Source organism: Marivivens sp. JLT3646, from assembly GCF_001908835.1.
Taxonomy (GTDB): Bacteria; Pseudomonadota; Alphaproteobacteria; order Rhodobacterales; family Rhodobacteraceae; genus Marivivens; species Marivivens geojensis.
This window is the reverse complement of record NZ_CP018572.1, coordinates 2,094,994-2,121,672: the sequence shown is the minus strand read 5'-3', so window position 1 is coordinate 2,121,672 and position 26,679 is coordinate 2,094,994. Positions and strand designations below refer to the sequence as shown.

At 56.4% G+C, this 26,679-nt stretch carries 29 protein-coding genes; 14 read left to right on the top strand and 15 right to left on the bottom strand.

Annotation, left to right across the window (positions count from 1 at the left end; all coding sequences use genetic code 11):
• Window positions 1–68: 68 nt before the first annotated feature.
• From BSK21_RS10580 to BSK21_RS10570, 3 genes are read right to left on the bottom strand one after another with little or no spacing between them, the layout of a single operon-like run.
• The gene (locus tag BSK21_RS10580) at window positions 69–941 is read right to left on the bottom strand and encodes a TIGR01459 family HAD-type hydrolase (RefSeq protein WP_067551470.1); all 873 of its coding nucleotides are present in this window, start codon (window positions 939–941) and stop codon (window positions 69–71) included.
• A gap of 60 nt (window positions 942–1,001) precedes the next feature.
• Complete coding sequence (locus BSK21_RS10575; RefSeq protein ID WP_067551467.1) at window positions 1,002–1,475, bottom strand: GNAT family N-acetyltransferase; 474 nt, start codon at window positions 1,473–1,475, stop codon at window positions 1,002–1,004.
• Between the two features lie 55 nt (window positions 1,476–1,530).
• Window positions 1,531–2,451: a manganese-dependent inorganic pyrophosphatase gene (locus tag BSK21_RS10570; protein WP_067551464.1), complete on the bottom strand. Its 921-nt coding sequence runs from the start codon at window positions 2,449–2,451 to the stop codon at window positions 1,531–1,533.
• Window positions 2,452–2,589: 138 nt separating this feature from the next.
• Here BSK21_RS10570 and BSK21_RS10565 point away from each other — a divergent pair, with 138 nt between their 5' ends.
• Window positions 2,590–3,252 (top strand): DUF2161 domain-containing phosphodiesterase, encoded by a 663-nt coding sequence (locus BSK21_RS10565; protein ID WP_197498207.1) that lies wholly within the window; start codon window positions 2,590–2,592, stop codon window positions 3,250–3,252.
• Here BSK21_RS10565 and BSK21_RS10560 read toward each other — a convergent pair.
• Window positions 3,233–4,228: a TraB/GumN family protein gene (locus tag BSK21_RS10560; RefSeq protein WP_082959462.1), complete on the bottom strand. Its 996-nt coding sequence runs from the start codon at window positions 4,226–4,228 to the stop codon at window positions 3,233–3,235. The two genes, BSK21_RS10565 and BSK21_RS10560, sit on opposite strands and share 20 nt — an antisense overlap.
• Before the next feature lie 171 nt (window positions 4,229–4,399).
• Here BSK21_RS10560 and BSK21_RS10555 point away from each other — a divergent pair, with 171 nt between their 5' ends.
• From BSK21_RS10555 to BSK21_RS10545, 3 genes are all read left to right on the top strand, one after another.
• Window positions 4,400–4,687 carry a co-chaperone GroES gene (locus BSK21_RS10555; RefSeq protein ID WP_067551458.1) on the top strand — a complete coding sequence of 96 codons (288 nt, stop codon included), beginning with the start codon at window positions 4,400–4,402 and terminating at the stop codon, window positions 4,685–4,687.
• A gap of 44 nt (window positions 4,688–4,731) precedes the next feature.
• Window positions 4,732–6,369 carry a chaperonin GroEL gene (groL, locus tag BSK21_RS10550; RefSeq protein WP_067551455.1) on the top strand — a complete coding sequence of 546 codons (1,638 nt, stop codon included), beginning with the start codon at window positions 4,732–4,734 and terminating at the stop codon, window positions 6,367–6,369.
• Between the two features lie 67 nt (window positions 6,370–6,436).
• The gene (locus tag BSK21_RS10545) at window positions 6,437–7,285 is read left to right on the top strand and encodes a DMT family transporter (protein WP_067551452.1); all 849 of its coding nucleotides are present in this window, start codon (window positions 6,437–6,439) and stop codon (window positions 7,283–7,285) included.
• Between the two features lie 32 nt (window positions 7,286–7,317).
• Here BSK21_RS10545 and BSK21_RS10540 read toward each other — a convergent pair whose 3' ends face one another.
• The 8 genes from BSK21_RS10540 to BSK21_RS10505 all read right to left on the bottom strand — a co-directional run bounded on the left by BSK21_RS10540 (window position 7,318) and on the right by BSK21_RS10505 (window position 15,566).
• Entirely contained in the window at window positions 7,318–8,787 is a 1,470-nt protein-coding gene (locus tag BSK21_RS10540; RefSeq protein WP_067551679.1) for a mannitol dehydrogenase family protein, read from the bottom strand.
• A 2-nt stretch (window positions 8,788–8,789) separates the two neighbouring features.
• Entirely contained in the window at window positions 8,790–9,563 is a 774-nt protein-coding gene (locus tag BSK21_RS10535; RefSeq protein WP_067551449.1) for an L-iditol 2-dehydrogenase, read from the bottom strand.
• Window positions 9,560–10,564, bottom strand: a complete 1,005-nt coding sequence (locus tag BSK21_RS10530) for an ABC transporter ATP-binding protein (RefSeq protein WP_067551446.1) — start codon at window positions 10,562–10,564, stop codon at window positions 9,560–9,562. Before BSK21_RS10530 ends, BSK21_RS10535 begins: the two co-directional genes overlap by 4 nt.
• Window positions 10,565–10,575: 11 nt before the next feature.
• Window positions 10,576–11,406, bottom strand: coding sequence for a carbohydrate ABC transporter permease (locus BSK21_RS10525; protein ID WP_067551443.1), 831 nt, complete (start codon window positions 11,404–11,406; stop codon window positions 10,576–10,578).
• Between the two features lie 13 nt (window positions 11,407–11,419).
• Window positions 11,420–12,286 carry a carbohydrate ABC transporter permease gene (locus tag BSK21_RS10520; protein ID WP_067551440.1) on the bottom strand — a complete coding sequence of 289 codons (867 nt, stop codon included), beginning with the start codon at window positions 12,284–12,286 and terminating at the stop codon, window positions 11,420–11,422.
• A gap of 115 nt (window positions 12,287–12,401) precedes the next feature.
• Window positions 12,402–13,706, bottom strand: coding sequence for a sugar ABC transporter substrate-binding protein (locus BSK21_RS10515; protein ID WP_067551436.1), 1,305 nt, complete (start codon window positions 13,704–13,706; stop codon window positions 12,402–12,404).
• Between the two features lie 244 nt (window positions 13,707–13,950).
• Window positions 13,951–14,910 (bottom strand): sugar-binding transcriptional regulator, encoded by a 960-nt coding sequence (locus tag BSK21_RS10510; RefSeq protein WP_067551433.1) that lies wholly within the window; start codon window positions 14,908–14,910, stop codon window positions 13,951–13,953.
• Window positions 14,907–15,566: an HAD family phosphatase gene (locus BSK21_RS10505; RefSeq protein WP_067551431.1), complete on the bottom strand. Its 660-nt coding sequence runs from the start codon at window positions 15,564–15,566 to the stop codon at window positions 14,907–14,909. Before BSK21_RS10505 ends, BSK21_RS10510 begins: the two co-directional genes overlap by 4 nt.
• Before the next feature lie 94 nt (window positions 15,567–15,660).
• Between BSK21_RS10505 and BSK21_RS10500 the strand changes: the two genes are divergently transcribed.
• Complete coding sequence (locus BSK21_RS10500; protein ID WP_067551428.1) at window positions 15,661–16,722, top strand: dipeptidase; 1,062 nt, start codon at window positions 15,661–15,663, stop codon at window positions 16,720–16,722.
• On the opposite strand, the gene BSK21_RS10495 is transcribed toward BSK21_RS10500, so the two are convergent.
• The 3 genes from BSK21_RS10495 to BSK21_RS10485 all read right to left on the bottom strand — a co-directional run bounded on the left by BSK21_RS10495 (window position 16,723) and on the right by BSK21_RS10485 (window position 18,621).
• Entirely contained in the window at window positions 16,723–17,778 is a 1,056-nt protein-coding gene (locus tag BSK21_RS10495; protein WP_067551425.1) for a YeeE/YedE family protein, read from the bottom strand.
• Between the two features lie 48 nt (window positions 17,779–17,826).
• Window positions 17,827–18,162 (bottom strand): helix-turn-helix transcriptional regulator, encoded by a 336-nt coding sequence (locus tag BSK21_RS10490; protein ID WP_067551422.1) that lies wholly within the window; start codon window positions 18,160–18,162, stop codon window positions 17,827–17,829.
• A 102-nt stretch (window positions 18,163–18,264) separates the two neighbouring features.
• Window positions 18,265–18,621 carry a hypothetical protein gene (locus BSK21_RS10485; RefSeq protein WP_067551419.1) on the bottom strand — a complete coding sequence of 119 codons (357 nt, stop codon included), beginning with the start codon at window positions 18,619–18,621 and terminating at the stop codon, window positions 18,265–18,267.
• 85 nt (window positions 18,622–18,706) lie between these two features.
• On the opposite strand from BSK21_RS10485, the gene BSK21_RS10480 reads away from it, so the two are divergent.
• The 9 genes from BSK21_RS10480 to BSK21_RS10440 all read left to right on the top strand — a co-directional run bounded on the left by BSK21_RS10480 (window position 18,707) and on the right by BSK21_RS10440 (window position 26,601).
• A complete protein-coding gene (locus BSK21_RS10480; RefSeq protein ID WP_067551417.1) occupies window positions 18,707–19,441 on the top strand; it encodes a cytochrome c biogenesis CcdA family protein in 735 nt (244 codons plus the stop codon).
• Between the two features lie 22 nt (window positions 19,442–19,463).
• Window positions 19,464–20,030 (top strand): thioredoxin family protein, encoded by a 567-nt coding sequence (locus BSK21_RS10475; RefSeq protein WP_067551414.1) that lies wholly within the window; start codon window positions 19,464–19,466, stop codon window positions 20,028–20,030.
• Window positions 20,031–20,170: 140 nt separating this feature from the next.
• The gene (gene soxX / locus BSK21_RS10470; RefSeq protein WP_067551411.1) at window positions 20,171–20,647 is read left to right on the top strand and encodes a sulfur oxidation c-type cytochrome SoxX; all 477 of its coding nucleotides are present in this window, start codon (window positions 20,171–20,173) and stop codon (window positions 20,645–20,647) included.
• Between the two features lie 25 nt (window positions 20,648–20,672).
• On the top strand, window positions 20,673–21,089 hold the full coding sequence (gene soxY, locus BSK21_RS10465; protein ID WP_067551408.1) for a thiosulfate oxidation carrier protein SoxY: 417 nt from the start codon (window positions 20,673–20,675) through the stop codon (window positions 21,087–21,089).
• 17 nt (window positions 21,090–21,106) lie between these two features.
• Entirely contained in the window at window positions 21,107–21,436 is a 330-nt protein-coding gene (soxZ, locus tag BSK21_RS10460; protein ID WP_067551405.1) for a thiosulfate oxidation carrier complex protein SoxZ, read from the top strand.
• Window positions 21,437–21,466: 30 nt separating this feature from the next.
• A complete protein-coding gene (gene soxA / locus BSK21_RS10455) occupies window positions 21,467–22,312 on the top strand; it encodes a sulfur oxidation c-type cytochrome SoxA (RefSeq protein WP_067551402.1) in 846 nt (281 codons plus the stop codon).
• An 87-nt stretch (window positions 22,313–22,399) separates the two neighbouring features.
• A complete protein-coding gene (soxB, locus tag BSK21_RS10450; RefSeq protein ID WP_067551399.1) occupies window positions 22,400–24,103 on the top strand; it encodes a thiosulfohydrolase SoxB in 1,704 nt (567 codons plus the stop codon).
• Window positions 24,104–24,119: 16 nt separating this feature from the next.
• On the top strand, window positions 24,120–25,394 hold the full coding sequence (soxC, locus tag BSK21_RS10445; protein WP_074039024.1) for a sulfite dehydrogenase: 1,275 nt from the start codon (window positions 24,120–24,122) through the stop codon (window positions 25,392–25,394).
• Entirely contained in the window at window positions 25,378–26,601 is a 1,224-nt protein-coding gene (locus BSK21_RS10440) for a c-type cytochrome (protein WP_067551396.1), read from the top strand. Before soxC ends, BSK21_RS10440 begins: the two co-directional genes overlap by 17 nt.
• The last annotated feature ends 78 nt before the right edge of the window (window positions 26,602–26,679 follow it).

Here is a 26,679-nt window from a genome sequence, read left to right as displayed (position 1 = left end):
GTCCCTTTTGGGTTATCACTTGAAACTTTATTACTTTGCAGCCGCAGAAAAAACAACCCCCTATTGTGCTAGCGCAAAAAGCCTATGGCGAAGGTTGGAGACTGTTTTTCCTTTTGCAAGTAGGCGTTTAGCAATTCTGCGTCGGGTTGGACTTTGGTCGCAGTCTCTTCTGCTGCAAGGCCGCCTGTGATGAAAAGGGAATCATACCCTTCCCCTTCGGCACCCAAAATGTCCGTCTTAATACCGTCGCCAATGCACAGTATGCGCGCTTCATCGGCGTTCACGTCCAGTTGAGCCAAACGGCGGCGGGCAAGGTCATAAATCGGCGGATGAGGTTTGCCGAAATAGAGGCTCTCGCCGCCCATTTCAGTGTAGAGTTGCGCCAAGGCTCCCGCGCAATATTCACGGGTTTCGCCGCGGTCGATCACGATATCGGGGTTTGCGCAGAGCATCTTCATCCCTTTTTCACGGGCAAAGAGGAACTCTGAGCGCATCACGTCAGGCTCCGCATGAGGGTCGAAGGGGCCGCAGTTGACGATGCCCTCGGCTTCTTCGAGTGGAACGCGGGTGATCTCTACCGGGTTCTCGACGACCTTGATCGGTTCGAAGAAGCTGTAGTCGTGTGCTTCGCCGATGAAATACACTTTTTGGCCCACAGCGCCTGTAAACAAGGCCACACGAGCTGCGTCACCCGAGGTTGCGATGGCGTCAAAGCTATCGTCAGGGATGCCGAAGCGATTCATCTGCTTTGCGACCAGATCCCATGCCCGTGGCGCGTTGGTCACGAAAACCACTTTGCCGCCCGTTTTGCGGTAGTCCTGCATCGCTTTGACCGCAGCGGGGAATGAGGTGAGGCCATTGTGCATGCAGCCCCAGAGGTCCACAAACAGGGCGTCATATTGGTCAGCGATTTCGGCGAAGTTTTCGATAATTTGGGTCATGGGCTGCTCTTCTATTCGGTTGGGTTCTGAGTATAGCCCGCCCATGTAAAAGAAAAGCGTCTAGCCAAAGGCGGCAGGATACTTCAGGTCCATCAATTTCGCTTTGGCGGCGCCAGCAACCATCGTGTATTCGACGGGGTAGGGCGAGGTGAGCCCCTCAGGTGCGGGCGAGAACCCGCAGCGCGAATAGAACGCAGGGTCACCGAGAACGACTAAAGTCTGCCCGGACAAACGCGCCCATTCGACAATCATACCAACCATGCGGCGGCCATAACCGTTGCGTTGAAGGTCAGGGTGCACAGCAACAGGCGCGAGGCAGAGCCACCCTTTGGGTGCGATCATTTGCGATAGAGCGAGGTAACCGACGATCCCCTGTTCGGAAGGCAGCACCATTTCCCCTGCGATCGCGCGGGATTTGCGCAGCTTTTCAACCAGATGTGCCTCGTCAGGTTGGCCGAAAGCATCTGTCAGAAGGGCCGCAACGGCAGCTTCTTCACCGCGTTGCATTTCACGAAGAAAATCAGGTGAAATCATTTGGCGCTCCTCTGTTGCAAAGTAAAAAAGGGCGCCGAAGCGCCCTTTGACCAGATCAGACCTTAAGGCTCGGAATGATCTGTTTTTTGCGGGACATCACACCCGGAAGAACGACGGTGTCGCCTTCGACGGTGCAATCGAACGATGCTTCAGCGATCTTTTTGACCAGATCGTTCGGGACGAGAAGGGTGGCTTCTTCGTTCAGGATGTCGATGACAAACAGGAGAACCTGATCGGCGCCGTCTTCTTTGGCGACGTCAACCATCGATGCCATCAGGCTCGCTTTGCGGTCGAGGATGATTTTTGGTGCGGTGGTTTCCAGAACGGATACGCGCAGTTCTGTGCCGTCGACGTTGTATTCCTTGGAGTCCATGCGCAGCAGTTCAGCATCAGAAAAGGACGATACGTCTGATTTGGCTTCGAACAGTTCAGACGCGTAGGCGCTGATGTTGATGTTAAGCTCAGCCGCCAGTTTCTCGGCCAGTGCTTTGTCTACGTCAGTCGTGGTCGGGCTCCGGAATTCCAGCGTGTCGGACAGGATGCACGACAGCATCGCGCCTTTGATGTTGTCTGGCATTTTGTCTGCGTCGTCGCCCATCAGATCGTACATGATGGTCGCGGTGCAGGCGAGCGGACGGATTGTGATGTCGATCGGGCCTTTGGTTTCCAGACCGCCGACCAGTTTGTGGTGGTCGATGATCGCGGTGATATCCGCATCATTGATCGCATCAGGGAGTTCGGCTGGGTTGTTGGTGTCAACGATGACGACCTTCTGGCCAGCTTCGACGGTCGAGATGATTTCAGGCTTCGCAAAGCCCCATTTCTCGATCACAAAGGCAGCTTCGGTGTTGGGTTCGCCTAGCAGAACGGGCTTCGCCTCGATGCCTTTGATTTCGTTCAGATACCAAGCCCAGACAATGGGCGATCCGGTGGAGTCGGTGTCAGGAGATTTGTGGCCGAAAACAAGCGTGGTCATAGAGGTCTGCCTCATGTGCGATATCAATTCGCGGGCCTTATATGGTCGGCCAGCGCCGTTGTCACCACTTCGCGCCGCACTGCGACCAAAGGCCATGCCGCAATTGCGCAGTTGAATTGCGCAAGGTAGGTCTAAGCTATGGCTAAGATTTCCGAAACTGATCTCTATGCGCCCGTAAAGGCGCTGCTGGAACGGCAGGGCTACGTCGTGAAGGCCGAGGTCGGTGCGGTTGATGTGATGGGGCGTCGAGGGGACGAGCCGCCCGTCATTGTCGAACTCAAAACGGGCTTTTCTCTTACGCTCTTGCAGCAGGCTGTCGCGCGTCTGGCCATTACGGACAATGTCTATGTTTGTGTGCCACGGCAGAGCGGGCGGGCGAGTTGGAAGGCGTTGCAGGCCAATGTGAAACTTTGCCGTCGGCTTGGGATCGGCGTCATTACGGTTCGCCTCTCGGACGGGTTTACGGAAACGCTTGCTGACCCTGGTCCCTATGCCCCGCGCAAGTCATCGCAAAAGGCAAAGGCTCTGCTGCGCGAATTTGATCGACTGAGGGGGGATCCGAATGTCGGTGGTGCCAAGCGGCAGGGGATTGTCACGGGCTACAGGCAGGATGCAATTGCCTGTGCCGAATTCCTCGCCAGCGAAGGGTCGAGCAAAGGAGCGGTGGTAGCCAAATCAACAGGTGTCAAAACCGCGACCCGTCTGATGGCGGACAATCACTATGGCTGGTTCGAGCGGGTGGCCGTCGGCATTTACGGGCTGACGGAGGTAGGTCGGGCGGCTATTCGTCCAGCCGAGTGATCTGCCAGCCGTTCTGGGCCAACAAATTCAACACGCCATTTTCTCCCGAAAGATGCGCCGCACCAAACACGGCGACGACGGGGCCTTCGGCGGCGGCGGTCTCGAGGTTGTCGATCCAGTTCATGTTCCGACCGTCAAGGAGCCCCGCGGCGAAATCGTCGAACACCTTGTTCGCATGGGGCAGGTCAACATTCGGAACGAGGGTGAGGGCGGCTCGCGATAGTTCCCAAACGCGGGCAACGTCACCTGCGAAATAGGCATCGAACGTGGATGCAAACAGTGCGCTTTCGATATCTGGCGGCAAGAGCGACATCTCCAACATGTCGATCTGGGCGTCGATAGGATCGTCGTAGAGGATACGTAGAGAGTCGCGCCAATCCTCTAGCGCCTGCGTTTCAACGCCCATCGATGCGGCGTCTTCCATCACCATCGCGTCCAATCCCGTCAGCCCTGCCTGAATGTCGGTCATGGCGCAGGGCGGCGTGCCGAGCGCGGCGACGAGGTACCAAGGCTGAAAGCGTGCGGTCATCGGCGAGGGTAGCCCACGGGCACGGCCCGCTTCGGCAAGGAGTTCCCATGACGCATCATCAATCATCCCGATCAACGTTTGACCTTCGGGCAGGAGGATCAACGCCGGATCGGCGAGCAGCTCGCGCTGCATTTCTTGCAACTGTTCGGTCGTCTGTTCGACCAGCAACACATCGGCGTCTTTTAGTGCCTCGCGGGCTTTTTCCCTGAGCGGCAAGAGGCGCGGGTCGTAGATGTGCAAGCTGCCAAAAAAGGTGATTTGTTGGCTGTTTCGATCGGCCTGCCAAATAAGGCCTTGGCCGTTCAATGTCGCGTCTGACGCGCGCTCTACCTCAGTTAAAACGTCTGCGGACAGATAGGTTTCAATGGATGCGCCTGAACAGAGCGCCGAGGATGCGGTGGGTAAAATGGAGGAAAAGAAAATAGCGGTGAGGGTCGCGCGCATCATGGCTCCTGTTAGTCTTATCTTAACTTAGGCTGTTCACGCAGGGGAGGCGATTCAAAAATCCTTTCCACCACTGTTGACACCCTTAGGTCAGGTTCCTAACTATGCGCCGTTAGCACTCGATATGACTGAGTGCTAACACAGGATTCAACGATAGCTGAGGAGCTACAAAAAATGGCTTTTAAACCGCTGCATGACCGCGTTCTGGTCCGCCGTGTCGAGAGCGACGAAAAAACCAAGGGTGGTCTGATCATCCCTGATAGCGCCAAAGAAAAACCGGCTGAAGGCGAAGTAGTTGCTTGCGGCGAAGGTGCTCGTAAAGACTCCGGCGAACTGATCGCAATGGCTGTGAAAGCTGGCGACCGCGTTCTTTTCGGTAAATGGTCTGGCACTGAAGTCACCGTAGACGGCGAAGAGCTGCTCATCATGAAAGAGGGCGACATTCTCGGCATCATCGCCTGAGATCGCACCTTTACCTGAAACTATTTTAGACGAGGACTACAGCAATGGCTGCTAAAGACGTCAAATTCGGCACCGACGCCCGTAACCGTATGCTCAAGGGTGTGAACATCCTGGCTGACGCGGTAAAAGTTACCCTTGGCCCGAAAGGCCGCAACGTTGTGCTCGAAAAATCTTTCGGCGCACCGCGCATCACCAAAGACGGTGTTTCTGTCGCTAAAGAGATCGAACTGGAAGACAAGTTCGAGAACATGGGCGCGCAGATGGTTAAAGAAGTCGCTTCGCGCACCAACGACGAAGCTGGCGACGGTACCACCACCGCAACCGTACTTGCACAAGCAATCGTAAAAGAAGGCCTTAAGCAGGTTGCTGCTGGTCTGAACCCGATGGACCTGAAGCGCGGCATCGACATGGCAACTACCACTGTCGTTGAGCAGATCAAGTCGATGGCTCGTGAAGTTGCAGACTCTGACGAAGTTGCTCAGGTTGGCACCATCTCCGCTAACGGTGAAGCATCGATCGGTCGTCAGATCGCAGACGCGATGCAGAAAGTTGGCAACGACGGCGTAATCACCGTTGAAGAAAACAAAGGTATGGAAACCGAAGTAGAAGTTGTCGAAGGCATGCAGTTCGACCGCGGCTACCTCTCCCCGTACTTTGTAACCAACCCAGACAAAATGGTCGCTGAACTGGAAGACGCTGTCATCCTGCTTCACGAGAAAAAACTGTCGTCGCTCCAGCCGATGGTTCCGCTGCTCGAGTCGGTTATCCAGTCCCAGAAGCCGCTTATCATCATCGCTGAAGATGTTGAGGGCGAAGCACTAGCAACTCTCGTAGTTAACAAACTGCGCGGTGGTCTGAAAATCGCTGCTGTTAAAGCACCGGGCTTTGGCGACCGTCGTAAGGCAATGCTGCAGGATATCGCTATCCTGACCGGCGGCCAGGTGATCTCCGAAGACCTCGGCATGAAACTCGAGAACGTCACTATGGACATGCTCGGTTCGGCTAAGAAAGTTTCGATCTCCAAAGACAACACCGTTATCGTTGATGGCGCTGGCAACAAAGCAGAGATCGAAGCACGCGTTGCACAGATCCGTACCCAGATCGAAGAAACCTCTTCGGACTACGACCGTGAAAAACTACAAGAGCGCGTTGCCAAACTGGCTGGCGGTGTTGCTGTTATCCGCGTCGGCGGCATGACTGAAGTAGAAGTGAAAGAGCGTAAAGACCGCGTTGATGACGCACTGAACGCTACTCGCGCTGCTGTTCAGGAAGGCATCGTTGTTGGCGGTGGTGTTGCTCTGGTTCAGGCTGCGAAAGTTCTGGCCGGTCTTGAAGGTCAGAACGCTGACCAAAACGCCGGTATCGCTATTGTTCGTCGCGCTCTCGAAGCTCCGCTTCGTCAGATCGCTGAGAACGCTGGCGTTGACGGTGCAGTTGTTGCTGGCAAAGTTCGTGAATCCGACGACAAAAACTTTGGCTTCAACGCTCAGACCGAAGAATATGGCGACATGTTCAAATTCGGCGTGATCGACCCGGCAAAAGTAACCCGTACCGCTCTGGAAGATGCGGCATCGGTAGCTGGCCTGCTGATCACCACCGAAGCAATGGTTGCTGACAAGCCTGCAAAAGACGGCGGCGCACCTGCAATGCCCGACATGGGCGGCATGGGCGGCATGATGTAATCATCGCCGAAGGCATGATAAGGAAACGGGGTCGCAGTCGCGGCCCCGTTTTCGTTTGGAGGCATGGATGATCTACCTCGTCGCACTTGGCGCATTGTTCGCGTTGGCTGCCAATTCGGTTCTGATCCGTTTGGCCGTGGTGGATTATGGCGCAGATCCAGCAGGATTCGCCGTCGTGCGCGTGGCGACAGGGGCGGTCGTTCTGATGACGATGGCTCTTTTGCAGAAGAGAGGGGCATGGCCGACAAAAGCGCGGTCGGTCGCTGGAGCGCTATGCCTTGCGGGTTATATCGTTGGCTTTTCGCTCGCCTATCGGACACTCGACGCAGGTTTTGGAGCGCTGCTACTGTTCGGCTGGGTTCAGATCACAATCTTCGCCACAGTCGTTGTGCGCGGTAACCGCCCGTCTGTGTTTCAGTGGATCGGTGCGATTGTGGCTTTCTTCGGGTTGGTCTGGTTGTTGAAACCCTCATCAGACCTCGGGAGTGTGCCCGTCATTGATCTGATGCTGATGTCCTTCGCTGGGGTGAGCTGGGGATTCTACACTCTGCTCGGCCGCGGGGCGGGTGATCCTGTGCGTGTGAATGCGATGAGCTTTGCCTTGTGCCTGCTATTCGTGCTGCCGTTGTTGATGGTTGGCAATGGGGCGCTCAGTGGCCCAGCATTGATGCTCGCCATGGTGTCGGGCGGGATCACCTCGGGGCTAGGCTATGCACTCTGGTATCGGATTGTCGCTGTTATCGACCCTGCGCTGGCAGGGGTAGGGCAGTTGATGGTGCCCGTAATGGCTAGCCTCGGTGGGCTGGTCTGGATCAATGAGCCGATCACGGTTCAGTGGCTCATCGGTGCAGCACTGGTGCTCGGTGGGATAGGGCTATCGATTGCGCCGCAGATCATAGCAAAACGGCGCCTCTGAATAGAAGCGCCGTTTCAGGATGTCAAAAAGGCTTAGCCTTTGACGTAAGCGGTCAAGGTGGCTTTGACACCGTTGTCATAGAGGCTGTTCAGGGCCTGTCCGAAGGCGGCCACGAATACCTCATTTTGGGCGAGATCGCCAAACACGGCGGTGTTTTCAAGGAAAGCGACTGGACGCCCTTTGGCCTCATCCGCGAGGGACTTGAGAACCACATGGTTGTCATCATTCGGCGCGATCTCATTGCCAGCTTCATCAACGCGGGCGCAATAACGGCACCAGAGCGCAACTTCCAACGCGAGGCCTGACACATCCGCACCCGTCGCCAGCGCGTCACGCAGGGTCGGGAGAATGAACTTCGGCTGACGATTGGAGCCATCGAGGCACAGACGCGGGATCGTGTCGCCGACTTCTGGGTTCGAGAAGCGCTCGATGATCTTTTCGCGGTAAGCTTGATAGTCAACGCCCTCAATCGGCGCCAGCGTCGGGATGATTTCACGCTGTTCCAAAGTGTCGAGCCATTCTGAGATCAGCGGGTCCGCCATCGCATCGTGAACAAAGTGATGCCCGATCAGAGCCGACGGATAGGCAATCGCAGCGTGGCCACCGTTCAGAATGCGGAGCTTCATCAATTCGTATTTTGCAACGTCCTCAACGAATTCCGCGCCAACCTTCTCGAGTGCTGGGCGACCTTGGGGGAAGTTGTCTTCTAGGACCCACTGACGGAAAGGTTCGCAGGCCACAGGGACCGCATCGGTGATGCCGAATTTATCGGCAACCATCGCGCGCTCACGGTCCGAAGTCGCAGGCGTAATGCAGTCAACCATAGAGTTGGGGAAGGCAACGTTTGCGCTGATCCAGTCGGCAAAATCTGGGTCAGACAGACGAGCGAGGCCAATCACCGTGCGTTTTGCGACGTGACCGTTTTCTGGCAGGTTATCGCACGACATAAAGGTAAACGGCGCTAGGCCAGCGTCACGACGAATGCGGAGCGCTTTGATAACCATACCGAATACGGTTTTCGGCGCATCGGGGTTCGCAGCATCCGCGACGATGTCGGGATGCTTTATGTCGAAACCATCGGTCAGGGCGTCGACGTAATAGCCGCCCTCGGTGATGGTGGTCGATACGATCTTGATGGCGGGATCGGCCATTTTCGCGATGGTGATCGCAGGGTCGACCTCGACGAAGTCGATCATAGAACCAACGACTTGGGCGGTGAGGCCCGAGGGGTCCAGTTCGACGACCGTTGTGAGCCAGTCTTGTTTGGCAAGGCGTTCGCGCATCGTTGCGTCGCCCGCGCGGACGCCAGCGCCGCACAGCGCCCAGTCGTGGCTTTCACCCAGTGCGAACAGGCGGTCGAGATACACCGCCATGTGTGCGCGGTGGAAGTTGCCGATCCCCACGTGGAGGATGCCCGCCGTCAACGCGGCTCGGTTATAAGAAGGGGTGCCGATGGTGTCAGGGAGCTGAGCCAGAGCGGAGGTGTTGAGTTCAATTGCCATGGTCATGCCATCCAGTTTCCGCCGTCCACACCGAAACATTGTGCGACGACATAGTCAGCCTCGTGCGAGGCAAGAAAGAGTGCCATTCCGGTCAGGTCTTCGGCTTTGCCCATGCGCCCAAAGGGTACAGCGGCACCGACTTCGCGTTTTTTCTGACCGAGGGGTTTGTTTTCATATTTGGCAAAGAAAGCATCGACGCCGTCCCAATGTTCGCCATCCACCACACCGGGTGCGATTGCGTTCACATTGATGCCGTGTTGGATCAGGTTCAGGCCCGCAGACTGGGTAAAGCTGATTACGGCGGCCTTCGTTGCGCAGTAGACGCCGACGAGGGCTTCACCGCGACGGCCAGCTTGGGACGCCATATTGATGATCTTGCCGCCTTTGCCGTTTGCGATCATGACCTTCGCGACTGCTTGGGTCATGAACATGGTGCCAAAGACGTTGATCGAGAACAGTTTTTGATAGTCCGCCTCTGTGATCTCAATGATCGGCGCGGCAGAGAACAGCGCGGCATTATTCACAAGGATATCGATCCCGCCGAGTTCTGTTTCGACCGTGTTCACGGCGGTATCAATGCTAGCTTTATCCGCCACATCACAGGCAACGGCGATTGCGCCATTGCCGATGGTTTGTGCGGACTTCAATGCGGCCGAGGCGTTGATGTCGACGATCGCAACGCGTGCGCCTTCGGCAGCATAGGCCTTTGCAAATTCAAAACCGATCCCGCGGGCTGCACCCGTGATCAGAACCGATTTACCAGAAAACCGTGTCATGCAATCCGCAGCCCTTTTTCGTCAAAGCGGTGGATCTTGTCGGCTTCGGGGGTGAGGTAGACAGTATCGCCATGTCGTACGGGGAATTCGCCGCCAACACGCACCGTCATGGATTCCGCGAGGCCCGTGTCATGAACGTGCAGGAAGGTGTCAGAACCGAGGTGTTCAGAGACGCTGACTGTGCCTTTCCACAGACCTTCGGTCGCCGAGGCGGTCAGGTGCTCAGGGCGAATGCCGATGGTATGCGCACCGTGTTGGGCAGCGGTTTCACCTTCGATAAAGTTCATCTTGGGCGAGCCGATGAAGCCAGCGACGAATTTGTTGCGCGGGGTGTGGTAGAGTTCAAGCGGGGAGCCAACCTGTTCGATCACACCGGCCTGCAGAACCACGATTTTGTCGGCCATGGTCATGGCTTCGACCTGATCGTGTGTCACGTAGACCATGGTGGTTTTCAGGCGCTCGTGGAGTTCTGAAATCTCAAGGCGCATCCCAACGCGCAGCGCTGCGTCCAAGTTCGACAGCGGTTCGTCAAAGAGGAACGCGCTTGGTTCACGCACAATCGCGCGGCCAATTGCAACACGCTGGCGCTGACCACCAGAGAGCTGACCCGGACGGCGATCAATGTAGCTATCGAGGTTCAGAACCTTTGCAGCGTTATCCACGCGGCGGTCGATTTCGGCCTGATCCATCTTTGCCATCTTGAGTGGGAAGGCGATGTTCTTGCGCACCGACATATGCGGGTAGAGCGCATAGGATTGGAACACCATCGCCAGACCGCGCTTTGCGGGCGGCAGGTCGGTGGCGTCTTTGCTGTCGATGCGGATTTGCCCGCCCGACACGTCCTCGAGCCCAGCGATCAGGCGCAGAAGGGTGGATTTACCGCAACCCGAAGGGCCAACGAATACAACGAACTCTCCGTCTTCGATGGTCAGGTCCAGCGGCGGGATAACTTCGACATCGCCGAAACGTTTGGTGACTTTATCTAGCGTAATGCGTCCCATTATTCTTTTCCTTATTTCACGGCGCCGAAGGTCAGACCGCGGACAAGTTGTTTTTGGCTGAACCAGCCCATGATCAGGATCGGTGCGATCGCCATGGTCGAAGCAGCAGAGAGTTTTGCGTAAAAGAGGCCTTCAGGGCTGGAGTAGCTCGCGATAAATGCGGTCAACGGGGCGGCTTTGGCAGCCGTCAGGTTGAGCGTCCAGAACGCTTCGTTCCAAGCCAGAATGACGTTCAAGAGGATCGTCGAGGCGATACCGGGGACAGCCATCGGCGTGAGGATATAGAGGATTTCTTCGCGCAGAGTTGCGCCGTCCATCCGGGCCGCCTCAAGGATCTCACCTGGGATTTCCTTGAAGTAAGTGTAGAGCATCCAGACGATAATCGGCAGGTTGATCAGCATCAGGACAACGACCAGACCCCAACGGTTGTCTAACAGGCCCAATTTGATGAACAGCAGGTAGATCGGGTAAAGAACGCCGACCGCCGGCAACATCTTGGTGGAGAGCATCCACATCAGGATGTCTTTGGTCCGTTTCGAGGGAACGAATGCCATCGACCATGCGGCAGGAACCGCGACGACGATACCCAAGAGGGTCGAACCAACCGCGATAATCACAGAGTTGGTCAGGAACCGCAGGTAGTCGGAGCGTTCCTGAACAATCGCGTAGTTTTCCAGCGTCCAGTCAAAGAACAAAAAAATGGGCGGATCAGAGATTGCCTGACCTTCGGTTTTAAAACTGGTCAGAATAGTCCACAGGATCGGGAAAAAGATCAGAAGACCGATAGCCCAAGCGAGGGTCGTATTGAGCGCCTTTTGGCGTGTGGTGACGGTGCGTGCCATGTTTGCTCCCCTCTCAGTTGTCCAAGTTTTTGCCGACGATGCGCATCAGGAAGATGGCGATGATGTTTGCGAGGATGATCGCGTAGACGCCGCCCGCAGAGCCAAGACCGATGTTCTGGCTTTCCAAAACGCGCTGGAAGATGAGGTAGCTGAGTGTCTTGGTGCCGAACGCGCCGCCGGTGGTGACGAAAATTTCAGCGAATACGGCCAAAAGGAAGATCGTTTGGATCAGGATCACGACGGTGATCGCGCGGCTCAGGTGAGGCAGGATGATGTACCAGAACCGTTTCAGGGCTGGTGCGCCGTCCATTTCAGACGCTTCGAGTTGTTCGCCGTCCAGCGACTGGATCGCGGTCAGCAGAATGAGGGTCGCAAACGGCAGCCATTGCCAGCTTACGATAATGATAATTGAGGGCAGGGAGGCTTGAGACATCCATTCAACGGGCTGCGCACCAAAGGCACGCCACAGGTGGGCGAACAGGCCGTTGGTCGGGTCCATGAACATGTTTTTCCAGACCAGCGCAGACACGGTTGGCATGACAAAGAAGGGTGCAATCACGAGGATGCGGACGATGCCTTGGCCCCACATTGGGCGGTCGAGCAAGAGCGCCAGCAGAACGCCAAACACGACTGTGATAAATAGCACGCCACCAACGATAATTAGGGTGGTGAGGATGCTTGGCCAGAAAGAACTGCTTGTCACAAAGCGCGTGTAGTTTTCAAATCCAGCCCATCCAAGATCGCCACCACGCAGGGGCAGGTAGTTCTTGAACGAGAAATAGAGCGTCATCGTGAGCGGGACGAGCATCCAGCCCAGCAATAGAATGACCGCGGGGGCCATCATAATGCGAGCTGCAGCGCGTGAGTGTTGGGTCGCCATGAATGCACTTCCTCTGTTGGTAGCTGTGCCGCTACCTTAAAGTTCTTTGCGTAATTCGTAGATTTAAATGAGCGGTGGGCAGCACGAGGGCCACCCACCGTCATTGGAGGAAAGCTTAGCGGTAGCCAGCTGCTTCCATTGCGTCGTTGGTCAGGGCTTGTGCCTTGGCCAGAGCTTCTTCAACGGTCTGTTGACCAGCGTAAGCTGCCGAGAACTCTTGGCTTACGTCTGTTGCGATACCAGCAAATTCCGGGATCGCCGCGAACTGAACACCAACGTAGGGTGCTTCGTTTACAGTTGCGTTCAGCGGGTCAGCCGACAGGATCGAGTCCAGGGTCATCTGTGCGAAAGGAACATCTTTGTAGTTCGGGTTTTCGTACAGCGATACGCGTGCGCCCGGAGGAACGTTTGCCCAGCCTTCGTTTGCAGCTACCAGCTCGATGTAGGAGGTCGAAGTTGCCCACTCGATGAACTGTTTCGCAGCGTCGGTTTTCTGCGAACCTGCTGGGATCGCGAGAGCCCATGCCCAGAGCCAGTTGGAACGTTTGCCCAGACCGTTGTCCGGTGCCAGCGCGAAGCCAACCGAGTCAGCTACGGTCGAGTCGTTCGGGTTGGTGACAAAGGATGCCGCAACAGTTGCGTCGATCCACATGCCGCACTTGCCCTGTTGGAACAGCGAGAGGTTTTCGTTGAAGCCGTTGGTGGCGTAGCCAGCCGGACCGGATTCATCCATCATGCCTTTGAAGAAGTTGAGGGTGTTTGCCCATGCTTCGCCGTCAAAGGTTGCGTTCCAGTCCATGTCGAACCACTGAGCGCCGAACGAGTTGCCCATCGCAGTGATGAACGCGCCGCCTTCACCCCAGCCAGCTTTACCGCGCAGACAGATACCGTTGATGTCAGCATCACGGTCGGTCATTGCAGCAGCTGCCTCGCGGATGAACGACCAAGTCGGAGCGGTCGGCATTTCGAGGCCAGCTTTTTCCATCAGGTCGGTGCGATACATGATCATCGACGATTCACCGTAGAACGGTGCAGCGTAGAGGGTGCCGTCGTAGCTCAGACCGCCAGCCATGGCAGGCAGGATGTCAGCGACGTTGTACTCTTCAGACAGATCGTCGAGCGGGACCAGCCAGCCGTTCGCACCCCAGATCGGGGTTTCGTACATGCCGATGGTCATGATGTCGAATGCGCCGCCATTGGTCGAGATGTCGGTGGTTACGCGCTGACGAAGAACGTTTTCTTCGAGGGTGACCCACTCAACGGTGTGACCGGTTTTCGCGGTGAAGTCGTCGGTCAGACCCTGCATGCGGATCATGTCGCCGTTGTTCACGGTCGCGATGGTCAGCGTTTCAGCATGCGCAAGGGCAGCAGCCGAACACAGAGCGGTTGCGCCCAAAAGGGCACGCACAGTGTATTTCATGATTTCTTCCCAATGCCCACGTGTGGGCAAATGCTACGTTAGTGGGCAAATGTTCACAAAAGGCTTCAAAATTGTCAATCCCAATTACCCGCCGCAATGCAGTAAACGGATAAATCATTATAAAAATAAGGTCTTGCAGTGGGATTTCTGTCTGCAAACGCGCACAAATTCTGTCAGCGCTAACCGTATTGTTGCAGCGCAGCGAAGCTGTTGAGTGGTTACAGGAAAGGTGTCGTGGAAATAATTAGTTGCCGAGAATCGACTCTGCAGTCGCTTCGTTCGTGATCAATCCGTTGATGAGGTGCCCAGTGAGCGCGGCTTTGATGGCGCGGACTTTGGACGGACCAACAGCGATGGCCGTGATCCGACGGTCTGCCGCTACAGCGAGTGGAGCGGAGGCTACGCGACGGTTAAACGCGCAGTCGATCACTTGGCCCGTGTCGTCGTAAATCCACGAGGTGATTTCGCCCGCGGCACCGGCCGATTGCAGTTCTTCGATTTCATGACGTGGAATAAAGCCATCAACAAACAGCGGCGCGGTCATGTCCATTTGACCGATCCCGACAAGGGTAAGGTCGGCACGTTCACACAGGCTCAACGTATTGCGGACGGCTTCTTGACCGTGGAGCGTTTGAAGTTCGTCGGGCGAGTTCGCCAGAACGGGAAGCGGGTAGGGGTATTGGATCGCCCCGATACGCTCTGCCAGATGAATGGTCGCGTTGTATGGCGTGGCAGACCCGTCGCTCATCATGTTGCCGAGGCGCGAGACGACCCGATGCTGTGGGCAATTCATGCGTGGAAGCTGTTCAACGGTAGTTTTCAACGCGCGTCCTGTGCCCAGAGCGATGATTTGTTCATCTTCTGTCTTGAGCGTTCGTTCCAATTCGGCTGCGGCTGCAATCGCGGCGCCCGTCGTGAGGTTTGGTGCCTCGGGGTCGGAGGGAACAATTTCGCAAAAGCCTAGACCAAATTTATCCGTCACCGCTTTGGAGAGGTCCATGCAGCGCGCAATCGGGTGATCGAGCCGAACCTTAACCAGCTTTTCGCTGACCGCCATCGCGACGAGGCGCTGCGCGGACTGTCTGGACACCCCGAGCTTGCGTGCGATTTCATCCTGAGTGTTGCCCGCAACGTAGTAGAGCCACCCAGCGCGGGCGGCGTCATCCAAACGTGTGGTTTCAGGTGTGAATCGACCGACTGTCACGGAGCCTCCTTGATCGTCTTTAAGACCTGCGTGAAATCTGCCCAGTTGTCAAAGGCTTGAACGCCGTCGGGCATTTCGACCCCTAAACCGCGCAGATGGCTGGCCCCCGTGTAAGCTAAATGAGGCATGCCTGCGGGCTGCGCTGCGTTAAGACCAGGAATGCTATCTTCGATCACCAAAGTTCGGGAGGGTTCGACGCCCATCTCTTTGGCGGCAAATAGAAAAAGGTCGGGTGCGGGTTTGCCGTTTTTGACTTGGGATGCCGTGAAAACATGCGGACCAAAGAACCGAGCGAGGCCCGTCAATTCGAGCGACCGCGCAACGCGTGGCGGGCTCGACGAGGTTGCGACGCAGATCGGTAGATCGAGCGTTTCAAGCAGGGTTTCGATTCCCTGTGTGGCCTCTAACTGAGTTTCAAATCGGTGCAGAAGGCTGCTCCGATATCGTTGTTCAAAGTCGTCAGGCAGGGGCGCGTCGAACTGTTCGCGGAGGCTTTTCGCGACCGTTGGAAAACTGCGCCCGAGGCAATATTTCCGAACATAATTCCGATCAATCGTGATCCCGATCAGCGCAAGTTCCGAGATCAGCGTATCAGCGCTGATGATCTCGCTGTCGATCAAAACGCCATCACAGTCAAAAATAATCAGGTCGATCATAGGGCCTCCAAGTGCTGCACCGTTAGCACGGGCGAATTGCCGTTGCACCTGTTATGCGCGTCGTTACTGTGAACCCTGTTGGGTGAGGTGAGCAATGACGGATTATACGGTTTTCGACGGTCACAATGATTTTCTGTTCCGCTATGCGCGGGCGTCAAAGGCGCAGCGTGCCGCGATGTGGATTGAGGGTGAAGGGGCGCATCACCTCGACCTCCCTCGGATGCAAGCTGCTGGATTCGTTGGCGGATTTTTTGCGGTTTGGGTGCCGTCGCCTGACGATGCTGGCGGCCTCGATTTCGAAGCGATGATGGAGGTCTTGCCCTATGACCTCCCGATGCCGCCCATTTTGGGGCAAGCCGATGCCTTGCCAACGGCGATGGCGCAGGTTGCTGGGCTGTTCGAGATGGAGCGTCTGTCGGGCGGTGATCTGACCGTTTGCCGAAGCGGCGCAGAGGTCCGTCGGTCAGTTGAGAAGGGCAAAGTCGCGGCCATCCTCCACATGGAAGGGGCAGAGGCGATTGGGTCTGATTTGTCTCAGTTAGAGGTTTGGCATCGCATGGGGCTCCGGTCCATCGGGCCTGTCTGGAGCCGTCCCACGATCTACGGCGAAGGCGTTCCTTTCGCGTTTCCCTCAACTCCAGACCGCGGCGCTGGCCTTACGGATTTGGGCAAGGACCTGATCCGTGAGTGTGATCGTCTGGGCATTCTGATCGACCTGTCACACCTGAATGAAAAAGGGTTCGATGATGTCGCTGCGATTTCATCGCGCCCACTCATTGCTACCCACTCGAACGCTCATTCGATCACACCGTCATCCCGAAACCTTACCGATCGTCAGTTGGCGATGATTGCAGAAAGTGGCGGGATTGTTGGGTTGAACTTTGGCTGTGCCTTCCTGCGCGAGGATGGACGACGGGATGCGAACACTGGATTCGACCGTATTATGGCGCACCTCGATCATTTGATCGGGACGCTGGGCGAAGATCGAGTTGCCTTGGGGTCTGATTTCGATGGCGCGGTCATCCCGTCCGTGATTGGGGACGTTCTGGGTCTGCCCGATTTGATCGATGCGATGATAGACCACGGATATGATCCCGCGCTGGTTTCAAAGGTCAGCAGCGGGAACTGGATGTCTTACTTGGATCAAAATCTCTGATCAGTCGACAGGCTGCCAGCCCGTGATCAACTGACGCAGGCCGAAAGCTGCGCCGGCAAAGATGCTTGCTAGCGTGAGCGGCGCGGACCATGCGAGAACGGACATGGCCGAGAGGCCTTGGCCGATGCTGCAACCCATTGCGACGACTGCACCGACACCCATCAGGGCGGCGCCGAAAATTTGGCGACGCAGTTCGCGCGGGTCTTCACAAGCTTCCCAACGGAAATGACCTTTGATCAGCGATCCGATGAAAGCGCCGCACCAAACGCCCGCAACCGACCCGATGGCAAAAGACAGGCTCTGCCCGCTTGCAGTCATGCCCCAGAGGATGGTCTCTCCGATCGGGGTTGCAAAGGTGTGCGACACCACTGGCGTTCCATCAAAGCCATTCGTTGCAATCCATTGTGTGCCTGCCCAGCCAGAGACAGCAGCTAGACCGACCACAACGCCCCAGAACAAAGTTGATTTTGAGGCCCGAACCCGAGATGGCGCAATTGTGGTCACTAGAATAACAGCACCGATCAGAATGCCGATTGCGCTGGGCGTTAGGCCCGTCATTTGTGCGATGCTATGGGCGATGCCAGGGACGTCGCCCGAAATTCGGTCCTGTGGGAACAGGTAGACCCGCGCATAGGCCAACGGCCCGGACACCGTTCCATAAGCCGCAATCCCCATGACGACCACGATAACGAAGTTTCGTAGATCGCCGCCGCCCAGTCGGGCCAGCGCGCCGTAGCCGCAGTTTCCAGCAAGGGCCATGCCATAGCCGAACACCAATCCGCCGATCACTGCGCCGATGGGGGCAAAGGCAAAGCCAAGGTAGATCGTGGATGGCGCATCGAGCAGACCTGCGCCAATCAGGGCAAAGCTCCCGATTACAGCCGTGCCGATCGCCACGCCCCACATGCGCAAACGCATGTCATTATCACCGTAGAGGTAATCTTCGATTGCGCCGAGGGTGCAGAACCGACCCAAACGCGCGGCAAGCCCCAACAAAAGCCCACTCAACAAGCCAAGGATGGCCGCGGCATTGCCGTCGCCCAATAGATCAAGCATCAGATTTTCCTCCCTCTTACCTAAACGCCGATGGGTCGGCGGATAGGGTCACGACTTGCCACAAAACATGTCGTAGACGAGGTCAATCATCTGGCGAGGACGGTCATCGGTCAAGCGGTAGTAGATCGTTTTTCCGTCACGGCGCGGCGTGACCAAGCCTTCGAGCCGTAAACGCGCGAGCTGTTGGGATACAGCCGCCTGACGGGCAGAAATCAAATCTTCGAGCTCTGTCACGGATTTTTCACCTGCAGAGAGGTGACACAGGATCAGAAGACGTCCCTCATGGCTGATCGCCTTAAGGAAGTTCGCCGCCTCTTGGGCGTTGTCCATAAGTTTGTCGAGGTCAGCCTCACAAATCTTATCGTCTACAATTGGAAGGCCCATTGTGCCGATCCTTATTGTCCTGCCGTACTGTTCAGCGATTACGCGAAACGGCTATTTTATTCAACGATGATGCGCACACAAATTCCGGTTGTGGCATCCTCGTCAAGTTTGCGCGGGAGGCAGGCCGAGGATCTGGCCTAAAAGCCCCCAGAAAAAATCTTCGCCCGGATAGCCTTCGATCCTGCCAATCTCTACGCCGTCTTCAATCACGACAAAAGTGGGGGTGAACACCATCGGTCTGTCCAAAGTCACATCGCCCGGCAGCGGGTCGTTGATATCGACCTGCCACAGCGGAGCCATCTCGCCTTCGGTAGTCTTGGGGTAGATGGGGCCGATCTGGGCCTCCCACCGTGCACACCACATGCAACCATCCTCGACCCCCATAAGAAGTCGGGTTTCAGCAGCGGCAGGCACCGCCGTCAGGGCCCAAAGAGCCAAGGCTTTCCATAATGTGCGCATCTGTATGCAAACCGATTGACGGATGGAAACATCATCATCTAGCATAATATGAATATGTGAATGTCGCAAGGGAGGGCGGCAGCCGATGGATATGACCTATATGGGCGCGGCTTTTGCCGGCCTTCTGTCGTTCTTTACACCCTGCATTTTGCCGATGGTTCCGTTCTACCTGTCCTACATGGCGGGTCTTTCGATGAATGAGCTGCAGGGCGAAGACGACATCGCCCCCGGCGCGCAACGCCGCCTCGTTCTGTCATCCATAGCGTTTGCGCTGGGAGTCACGACTATCTTCGTACTGCTCGGACTTGGTGCGACGGCAGTCGGGCAGGCGGTTGCACAATGGAAGCCGATTTTGGCCTATGTGGCCTCTGCGATCCTGATCGTGTTTGGTTTGCATTTCTTGGGCATCATGCGAATTCCGTTCCTTTATCGTGAGGCGCGGATGGAAAGTTCGGCGGAGCCTTCGACCGTGGTCGGGGCCTATCTCATGGGCCTCGCCTTTGGCTTTGGATGGACTCCCTGCGTTGGTCCGGCTCTTGCGTCGATCCTGATGATCGCGGGCGGCATGGGCAGCCTGTGGGAAGGGGGGATGCTTCTCTTGGTTTACGGTTTGTCGATGACAGCGCCGTTTGTCGTGGCGGCTCTCTTTGCGAAACCGTTCTTGGGCTGGGCGCGGCGCAATCGTCGTTATTTGGGCTACGTCGAAAAGGCGATGGGCGTGATGCTGATCCTGTTCGGCCTTCTGATCGCCACAGGCAGTGTGAATACGATTGCGGATTGGATGATCCGCCACGTGCCGTGGTTCTCAACGATTTTATGAGTCGCAGTGGGGGAGGAAATCCATGCGTAAATTACTAGGTATTCTTGCGGCTGTTCTGTTCGCTCAAGCCGCGCATTCCGCTGAACTGGGTGACGACGGTCTGCACAAAGTAGATTGGCAACGTGACACGTTCAAAGACCTTCGCGAAGACCTCGAAGAGGCCAACGCTGAGGGGAAACGCTTGATGGTCATCATCGAGCAACGTGGCTGTATCTACTGCACCAAGATGTACGAGGAAGTCTTTCCCGTGCCCGAAATCGATCAATACATCCGTGACCACTACTTCGTTGTTCAGCTCAATATGTTCGGTGATGTCGAGGTCACGGACTTTGATGGCACGACATTGCCCGAAAAGGACATGATTCAACGCTGGGGGATTCTGTTCACTCCGACGCTGATTTTTTATCCGACAGAAGTAGAGGACGGTGCATTCGGTCAGGCTGCAGCTGCAGCGGTGATGCCTGGGGCCTTTGGAAAGTGGACCACCTACAACTTGCTAAACTGGGTGGTTGAAGAGGGTTACCTAGGAGATGAAAATTTCCAGAAATATCATGCCCGTAGGATCGAAGAGGGCGGCCTGTTCGACTGATAATTCGCACCCCAAATCGAGGGGTGCGACAGCTCGCCGCAATGCAGCAATATTCAAAAATTTGAATTTGTGATTGTCAGGCGGCGGGTTTGTCTACTACGGTATTCAAAGAACCGCATATGATGATTTAGGGAGGGCTCATGAAGAGCATCATTCAAATGGCGGTCGGTCTGGCAGTTGTTGCCTCTGTTGCTTCGGCAGACGAGGTCGCACCCGGCGCAGTCGTTTTTGACGATTACGGCGCGGTCGAACAATCCCTGACCGGCGTAGCTGGCAACGTCGAGAACGGCATTGTCATCATGACCAACCGCGGCAAAGGGAACTGCATTGCGTGCCATCAGGTTGATGCACTTGCGGACTACCCGTTCCACGGCGAAGTCGGACCGGCGCTGAACGGCGTTGGTGGCTATCGTACCGAAGCAGAGCTGCGTGGTATCGTGGCGAACGCAAAACACACCTTCCCCGACACGGTTATGCCCTCGTTCTACAAGACCAGCGGCTACACCCGTCCGGGTGATGCATTCACCGGCAAAGCAGGCGCCGAGCCTCTCGCTCCGCTTCTGACCGCCCAAGAAATCGAAGATGTCGTCGCTTATCTGCTCACACTGACAGACTAAACGACCGAACCCGAGAGGAGAGAAAATGAAGCTGACGCGCAGAGACTCGATCCTGCTTGCGATGGGTGCTTCGGCTGCCGCAATGGTACCGTTCACCGCAAATGCAGCCGTCGAGGACCTTATCAATGCTTTCACTGGCGGCGCTGCCGTAGGTGATGCTGGCATTACCCTAATCGCGCCGGAAATCGCAGAAAACGGTAACACCGTTCCTGTAGAAGTTGACGCACCGGGTGCCGTAGCGATCATGCTGCTGGCAACCGGCAACCCGACCCCGTCGGTTGCGACTTTCAACTTTGGCCCGCTGGCTGGTTCCCAGTCCGCATCCACCCGTATCCGTCTGTCGAAAACTCAGAACGTCACAGCAATCGCTAAGATGGCTGACGGTTCGTTCGCTCAGGCGTCGTCGGAAGTCAAAGTCACCATCGGCGGCTGCGGCGGCTAAGGTTTAGGAGAGTCAAAATGGCAGACAACGTAACACCCCGCGTCCGCGTTCCCCGCGATGCAGCAGCTGGCGAATCTATCGTCATTAAAACGCTGATTTCGCACCCGATGGAGTCCGGTCAACGCAAAGACGGTGACGGCAACCTCATCCCGCGGTCGATCATCAACCGCTTCACTTGCGAATTTAACGGTCAGAGCGTGGTTGATGTCACTCTCGAGCCAGCGATTTCGACAAACCCCTATTTCGAGTTCCAGTCGCTGGTGCCGGAATCGGGAACGTTCACCTTCACCTGGTACGATGACGACGGTTCGGTTTACACCGACACCAAAGACATCGCTGTCAGCTAAGGGTGAACCGTCAAAGGGAGGATCTTTAATATGAAGATGACGGTTCTTAAATCCGCTATCGCTGGCCTCGCGCTTGTAGCGAGTGGTGCAATGGCTGAGGGTGGTTTCGAGATCAACGGAGAGGTCTCGATCACCACTCACGCCCCGACACCTGACTATCTGGATGGTGCTCTGCCAGAGTTGATCTCTGGTTGGGAATTCCGTTCGGCCGACACTCAAGCCATGCAGCTCGACGATTTCGACAACCCAGGAATGCTGGCTGTTGAGGCCGCGATGGTTGCTTGGGATCAAGTTGAAGGCACTGCAGAAAAGTCCTGTGCATCCTGCCACGGCAGTGCAGAGGAAAGCATGGTCGGTATCCGTGCAGTTTATCCGAAATGGAACGAAACTGCTGGCGAAGTCCGCACTCTTGCGATGCAGATCAACAACTGCCGTACCGAACAGATGGGCGCAGATGCGTGGAAGTACGACGGCGCTGATATGTCGGGTATGGAAGCTCTGATCTCTGTTCAGTCGCGGGGCATGCCTGTGAACGTTGCAATTGACGGTCCCGTTGCTGCCACTTGGGAGCAGGGCCGCGAGATGTACTACACTCGCTACGGTCAGTTGGAACTGTCGTGCGCAAACTGCCACGAACAGAACTACGATAACAACATTCGTGCTGACCACCTGTCGCAGGGTCAAATCAACGGTTTCCCGGCATACCGCCTGAAAACCGCTGGTCTGGTTCAGACACACAACCGCTTCAAAGGTTGTATTCGCGACACCCGCGCCGAAACTTTCTCGCCGGGTTCGGCTGAATTCGTTGCTCTGGAACTCTATGTCGCGTCGCGCGGCAATGGCCTGAGCGTCGAAGCACCGTCGGTTCGTCCGTAATAAATTAAGGCCCGCGCCAGCGATGGTGCGGGCTTTTGTCTATCCTGAAACATTCAAAAACAAGAATACGAAAAAGGATCGCTTGGTATGATCTCTCGCCGTGATTTTCTTCAGGCCAGTATGGCCGCTAGCGCCATCTGGGGCGCGTCCGGTTTTGGCAATTGGGGACGTTTGGCCGCGCAGCAGGTCTTGACCCAAGACGACCTGCTTTCGTTCGAAACCTTCGGCAACGTGTCGCTGATCCACATCACCGACATTCACGCGCAGCTCAAGCCGATCTATTTCCGCGAGCCAGAGATCAACCTCGGCGTTGGTGAGAGCCGTGGCGCTGTTCCACATGTGACGGGTGCAGATTTCCGCCGTCTCTACGGGATCGACGATGGATCGTCTTCGCACTACGCGCTGACCTACAATGACTTTGCTGCACTGGGTAAAACCTACGGCAAGATGGGTGGCCTCGACCGCATTGCGACGGTCGTAAAGTCTATCCGCGCCGATCGTCCTGACGCGATCCTCCTCGATGGCGGTGACACATGGCACGGATCTTACACCTGCTACCACACGCAGGGACAGGACATGGTGAACACCATGAACCTCCTCAAACCTGATGCGATGACGTTCCACTGGGAATTCACGCTGGGTTCCGATCGTGTTCGTGAACTGATCGCTGATCTGCCCTATGCCTCCCTCGGCCAGAACATCTTTGACAGCGAATGGGACGAACCTGCAGAAGACTTCGCGCCTTACAAGTTCTTTGAACGTGGTGGCGTAAAGATCGCCGTCATCGGTCAAGCCTTCCCCTATATGCCCATCGCGAACCCGGGTTGGATGTTCCCTGAATACTCCTTCGGTATTCGTGACGAGCGCATGCAGGAAATGGTGGACGAAGTACGCGGCATGGGCGCCGAATGCGTTGTCGTCCTGTCGCACAACGGTTTCGACGTGGACAAGAAAATGGCGAGCCGCGTTCAAGGCATCGACGTCATTCTGTCGGGCCACACCCACGATGCGCTGCCAGAGCCTGCCCTGGTTGGTGAAACGATTATCGTGGCCTCGGGCTCGAATGGCAAATTCGTCAGCCGTGTTGACCTCGATATCCGCGATGGCCGCATGATGGGCTTCCGTCACAAACTGATCCCGATTTTCTCGGATGTGATCGAAGCGGACGCAGAAATGACCGCAGCGATTGATGCCGAACGTGCCCCCTATGAGGCCGATCTGAACGAGGTCGTCGGCACCGTTGCGGACGACACCACATTGTTCCGCCGCGGCAACTTTAACGGTTCGTGGGATGACCTGATCTGTGACGCACTTCTGTCCGAACGTGACGCAGAGATCGCAATGTCGCCCGGCGTGCGTTGGGGACCGTCCATGATGCCGGGCCAGCAGATCACGCGCGAGGATATCTGGAACGTTACCTCGATGACATATCCGAATGCGTATCGTACTGAAATGACGGGTGAATTCATTCACACCATCATGGAAGACGTCGCGGACAACATCTTTAACCCCGATCCGTATTACCAGCAGGGCGGGGACATGGTTCGTATGGGTGGCCTCGGCTATCGCATCGACATCAATAAGCCGATTGGTGAGCGTATCTCTGACATCACGCTCCTCAAGACAGGCGAAACACTCGATCCGTCCAAATCCTATGTGGTCGCAGGCTGGGCGAGTGTGAACGAAGGCACAGAAGGTCCTGAAATTTGGGACGTTGTTGAAAGCCATATCCGCAAACTCGGCACCGTGTCCGTTGCACCGAATACTTCGGTGCAGGTCGTTGGTGCGTAAGACAGGGGACCATAGGATGGATACCAAATACAAAGGCACCAAGCCGTCCCGTCGTTCGTTCCTGACCGGAGCACTTGCCGCTGGCGGTGCTGCTGTTGGAACGACCTACGCGCGGGCGCAAGGCGCACCTGATCCTGCAATCACTGAAACCCAGCCATGGCGCCAGTTCCTTGGCGATGGTGTGGACGCAGCACCCTACGGCATGCCGTCGGAATACGAGGCGGATGTCATCCGTCGTCGCGTTCCGTGGCTGACCGCTGACGCTGTTTCGTCGATCAACTTTACCCCGTTGCACGAGCTTGACGGGATCATCACCCCGAACGGTCTCTGCTTTGAACGTCACCACGGTGGCGTCGCGCATGTTGATCCCGCTGAATATCGCCTGATGATCAACGGCCTCGTGGAAAAAGAACTCGTGTTCACGATGGAAGACCTCATGCGCTTCCCGCGTGAGAACCATGTCTACTTCCTCGAATGTGCGGCGAACTCTGGCATGGAATGGGCGGGCGCGCAGCTCAATGGGTGTCAGTTCACTCACGGCATGATCCACAACGTCATGTATACAGGCGTTCCGCTTCGTCTGCTTCTCGAAGAAGCTGGAGTGAAAACCAACGGCAAATGGCTAATGGTTGAAGGCGCCGATGCTGCGGGTATGAACCGTTCGATCCCGATCGAGAAAGCACTGGATGACTGCCTCATCGCGTTCAAAATGAACGGTGAAGCACTACGTCCCGAGCAGGGTTATCCTGTCCGCCTCGTTGTTCCCGGTTGGGAAGGCAACATGTGGATCAAATGGCTCCGTCGTATCGAAGTCGGTGACGAGCCGTGGCATGCCCGTGAAGAAACGTCGAAATACACTGACCTTCTCGAAGGCAGCATCGCGCGTCGCTTTACATGGGAGATGGATGCGAAGTCTGTCATCACAAACCCGAGCCCGCAGGCCCCGATCACTCACGGCAAAGGTTGGACTGTTCTGACGGGTGTCGCTTGGTCCGGTCGTGGCACGATCCCACGTGTTGATGTGACCATCGATGGCGGTAAGAACTGGCATCAGGCGCGTATGTCTGGTCCGTCGCTCGATAAATCGATGCACCGTTTCTACTTCGAGTTCGAATGGGATGGTTCGCCGCTGCTTCTGCAGTCTCGTGCGCACGATAGCACGGGCTATGTCCAGCCAACCAAAGAAGAGCTGCGTCACTTCCGCGGCGAAAACTCGATCTACCACAACAACGGCATCCAAACTTGGTATGTCAACGAAAACGGCGAGGCAGAAAATGTCGAAATTTCTTAAGATTTTCGCCCCAGCAGCAACGGGCGCGGCGGGTATGCTCGCGCTGGCTTACACGGCCGCTGACCAGTTCATCGTAGATATTCCTGCGCCAATTCGCGAGGCTATCGCAATTAATGCTGCCGTGGCCGAAGAAGCACGTGCAGAGGCAGAAGCCCGCGCAGCAGAGCTTGCCATGGCTGGCCTTGCGCCGTCTGCTGATGGTGGCTACGGTTTGGGCCGCGGCGCGCTCTCGGAAGAGGTTGCTGCGTGGGATACGGACGTTCGTCCGGACGGCCATGGTCTGCCCGTTGGTTCTGGTGACGTCTTCACTGGCGAAGAAGTGTTCGTCGAACGCTGCGCCATGTGCCACGGCGACTTTGGTGAGGCTGTTGGCCGTTGGCCCGTCCTCGCGGGTGGTCAGGGCACTCTCGAACATGAAGATCCGGTTAAAACCATCGGGTCCTACTGGCCGTATCTGTCGACCGTCTATGACTACGTGAAGCGCGCCATGCCGTTCGGTGATGCGACCTCGCTGTCTGATGACGAAGTTTATGCAATCACCGCATACCTTCTGTATGTGAACGATCTGGTTGATGACGACTTTGAACTCAGCAATGAGAACTTCCAAGATGTGCGTTTGCCGAACGAGGCGAACTTCATCGACGACGACCGTCTGACAACGGAATTCCCTGCATTTGTTCGTCCCGAAATTTGCATGGAAAACTGTAAAGATGCAGTCGAGATCACTATGCACGCGTCCGTTCTGGACGTGACGCCAGAGGAAACCGCTGCAAAAGCAGCCGCAGCCGCAGAAGCCGCAGCGGCGGCAGAGGCCGCCCCAGCCGCAGCGGTTGAGGAACCTGCTGCCGCAGAGCCGACTGAAGCCGCTGCAGACGCTGGCCCATCGGCTGAGTTGATTGCGGCAGGTGAAGGTGTGTTCCGTCAGTGCCGTAGCTGTCACCAAGTTGGCGAAGGCGCACGTAACGCAACGGGTCCTGCGCTGAATGGTGTTGTTGGTGCTCAGATCGGCGCAGTCGATGGCTTCCGTTATTCCAACACGTTCAAAGATGCGAACGAAGCTGGTGACGTTTGGTCCGCTGACCGTCTGGCAGAGTTCCTTGCTGATCCGCGTGGGTCGATGGCAGGAACCAAAATGGCCTTTGCTGGCCTGCGCACTCAAGAAGATATCGACGCGATTATCGCGTATCTATCGACTTTCTCGCGCTAATACTTTCCCCGTCCGGCACGAAAATCGGGCGGGGTTTTCCATTTCTCCGATATGATCCATGTCAAAGTCGGATCGCAG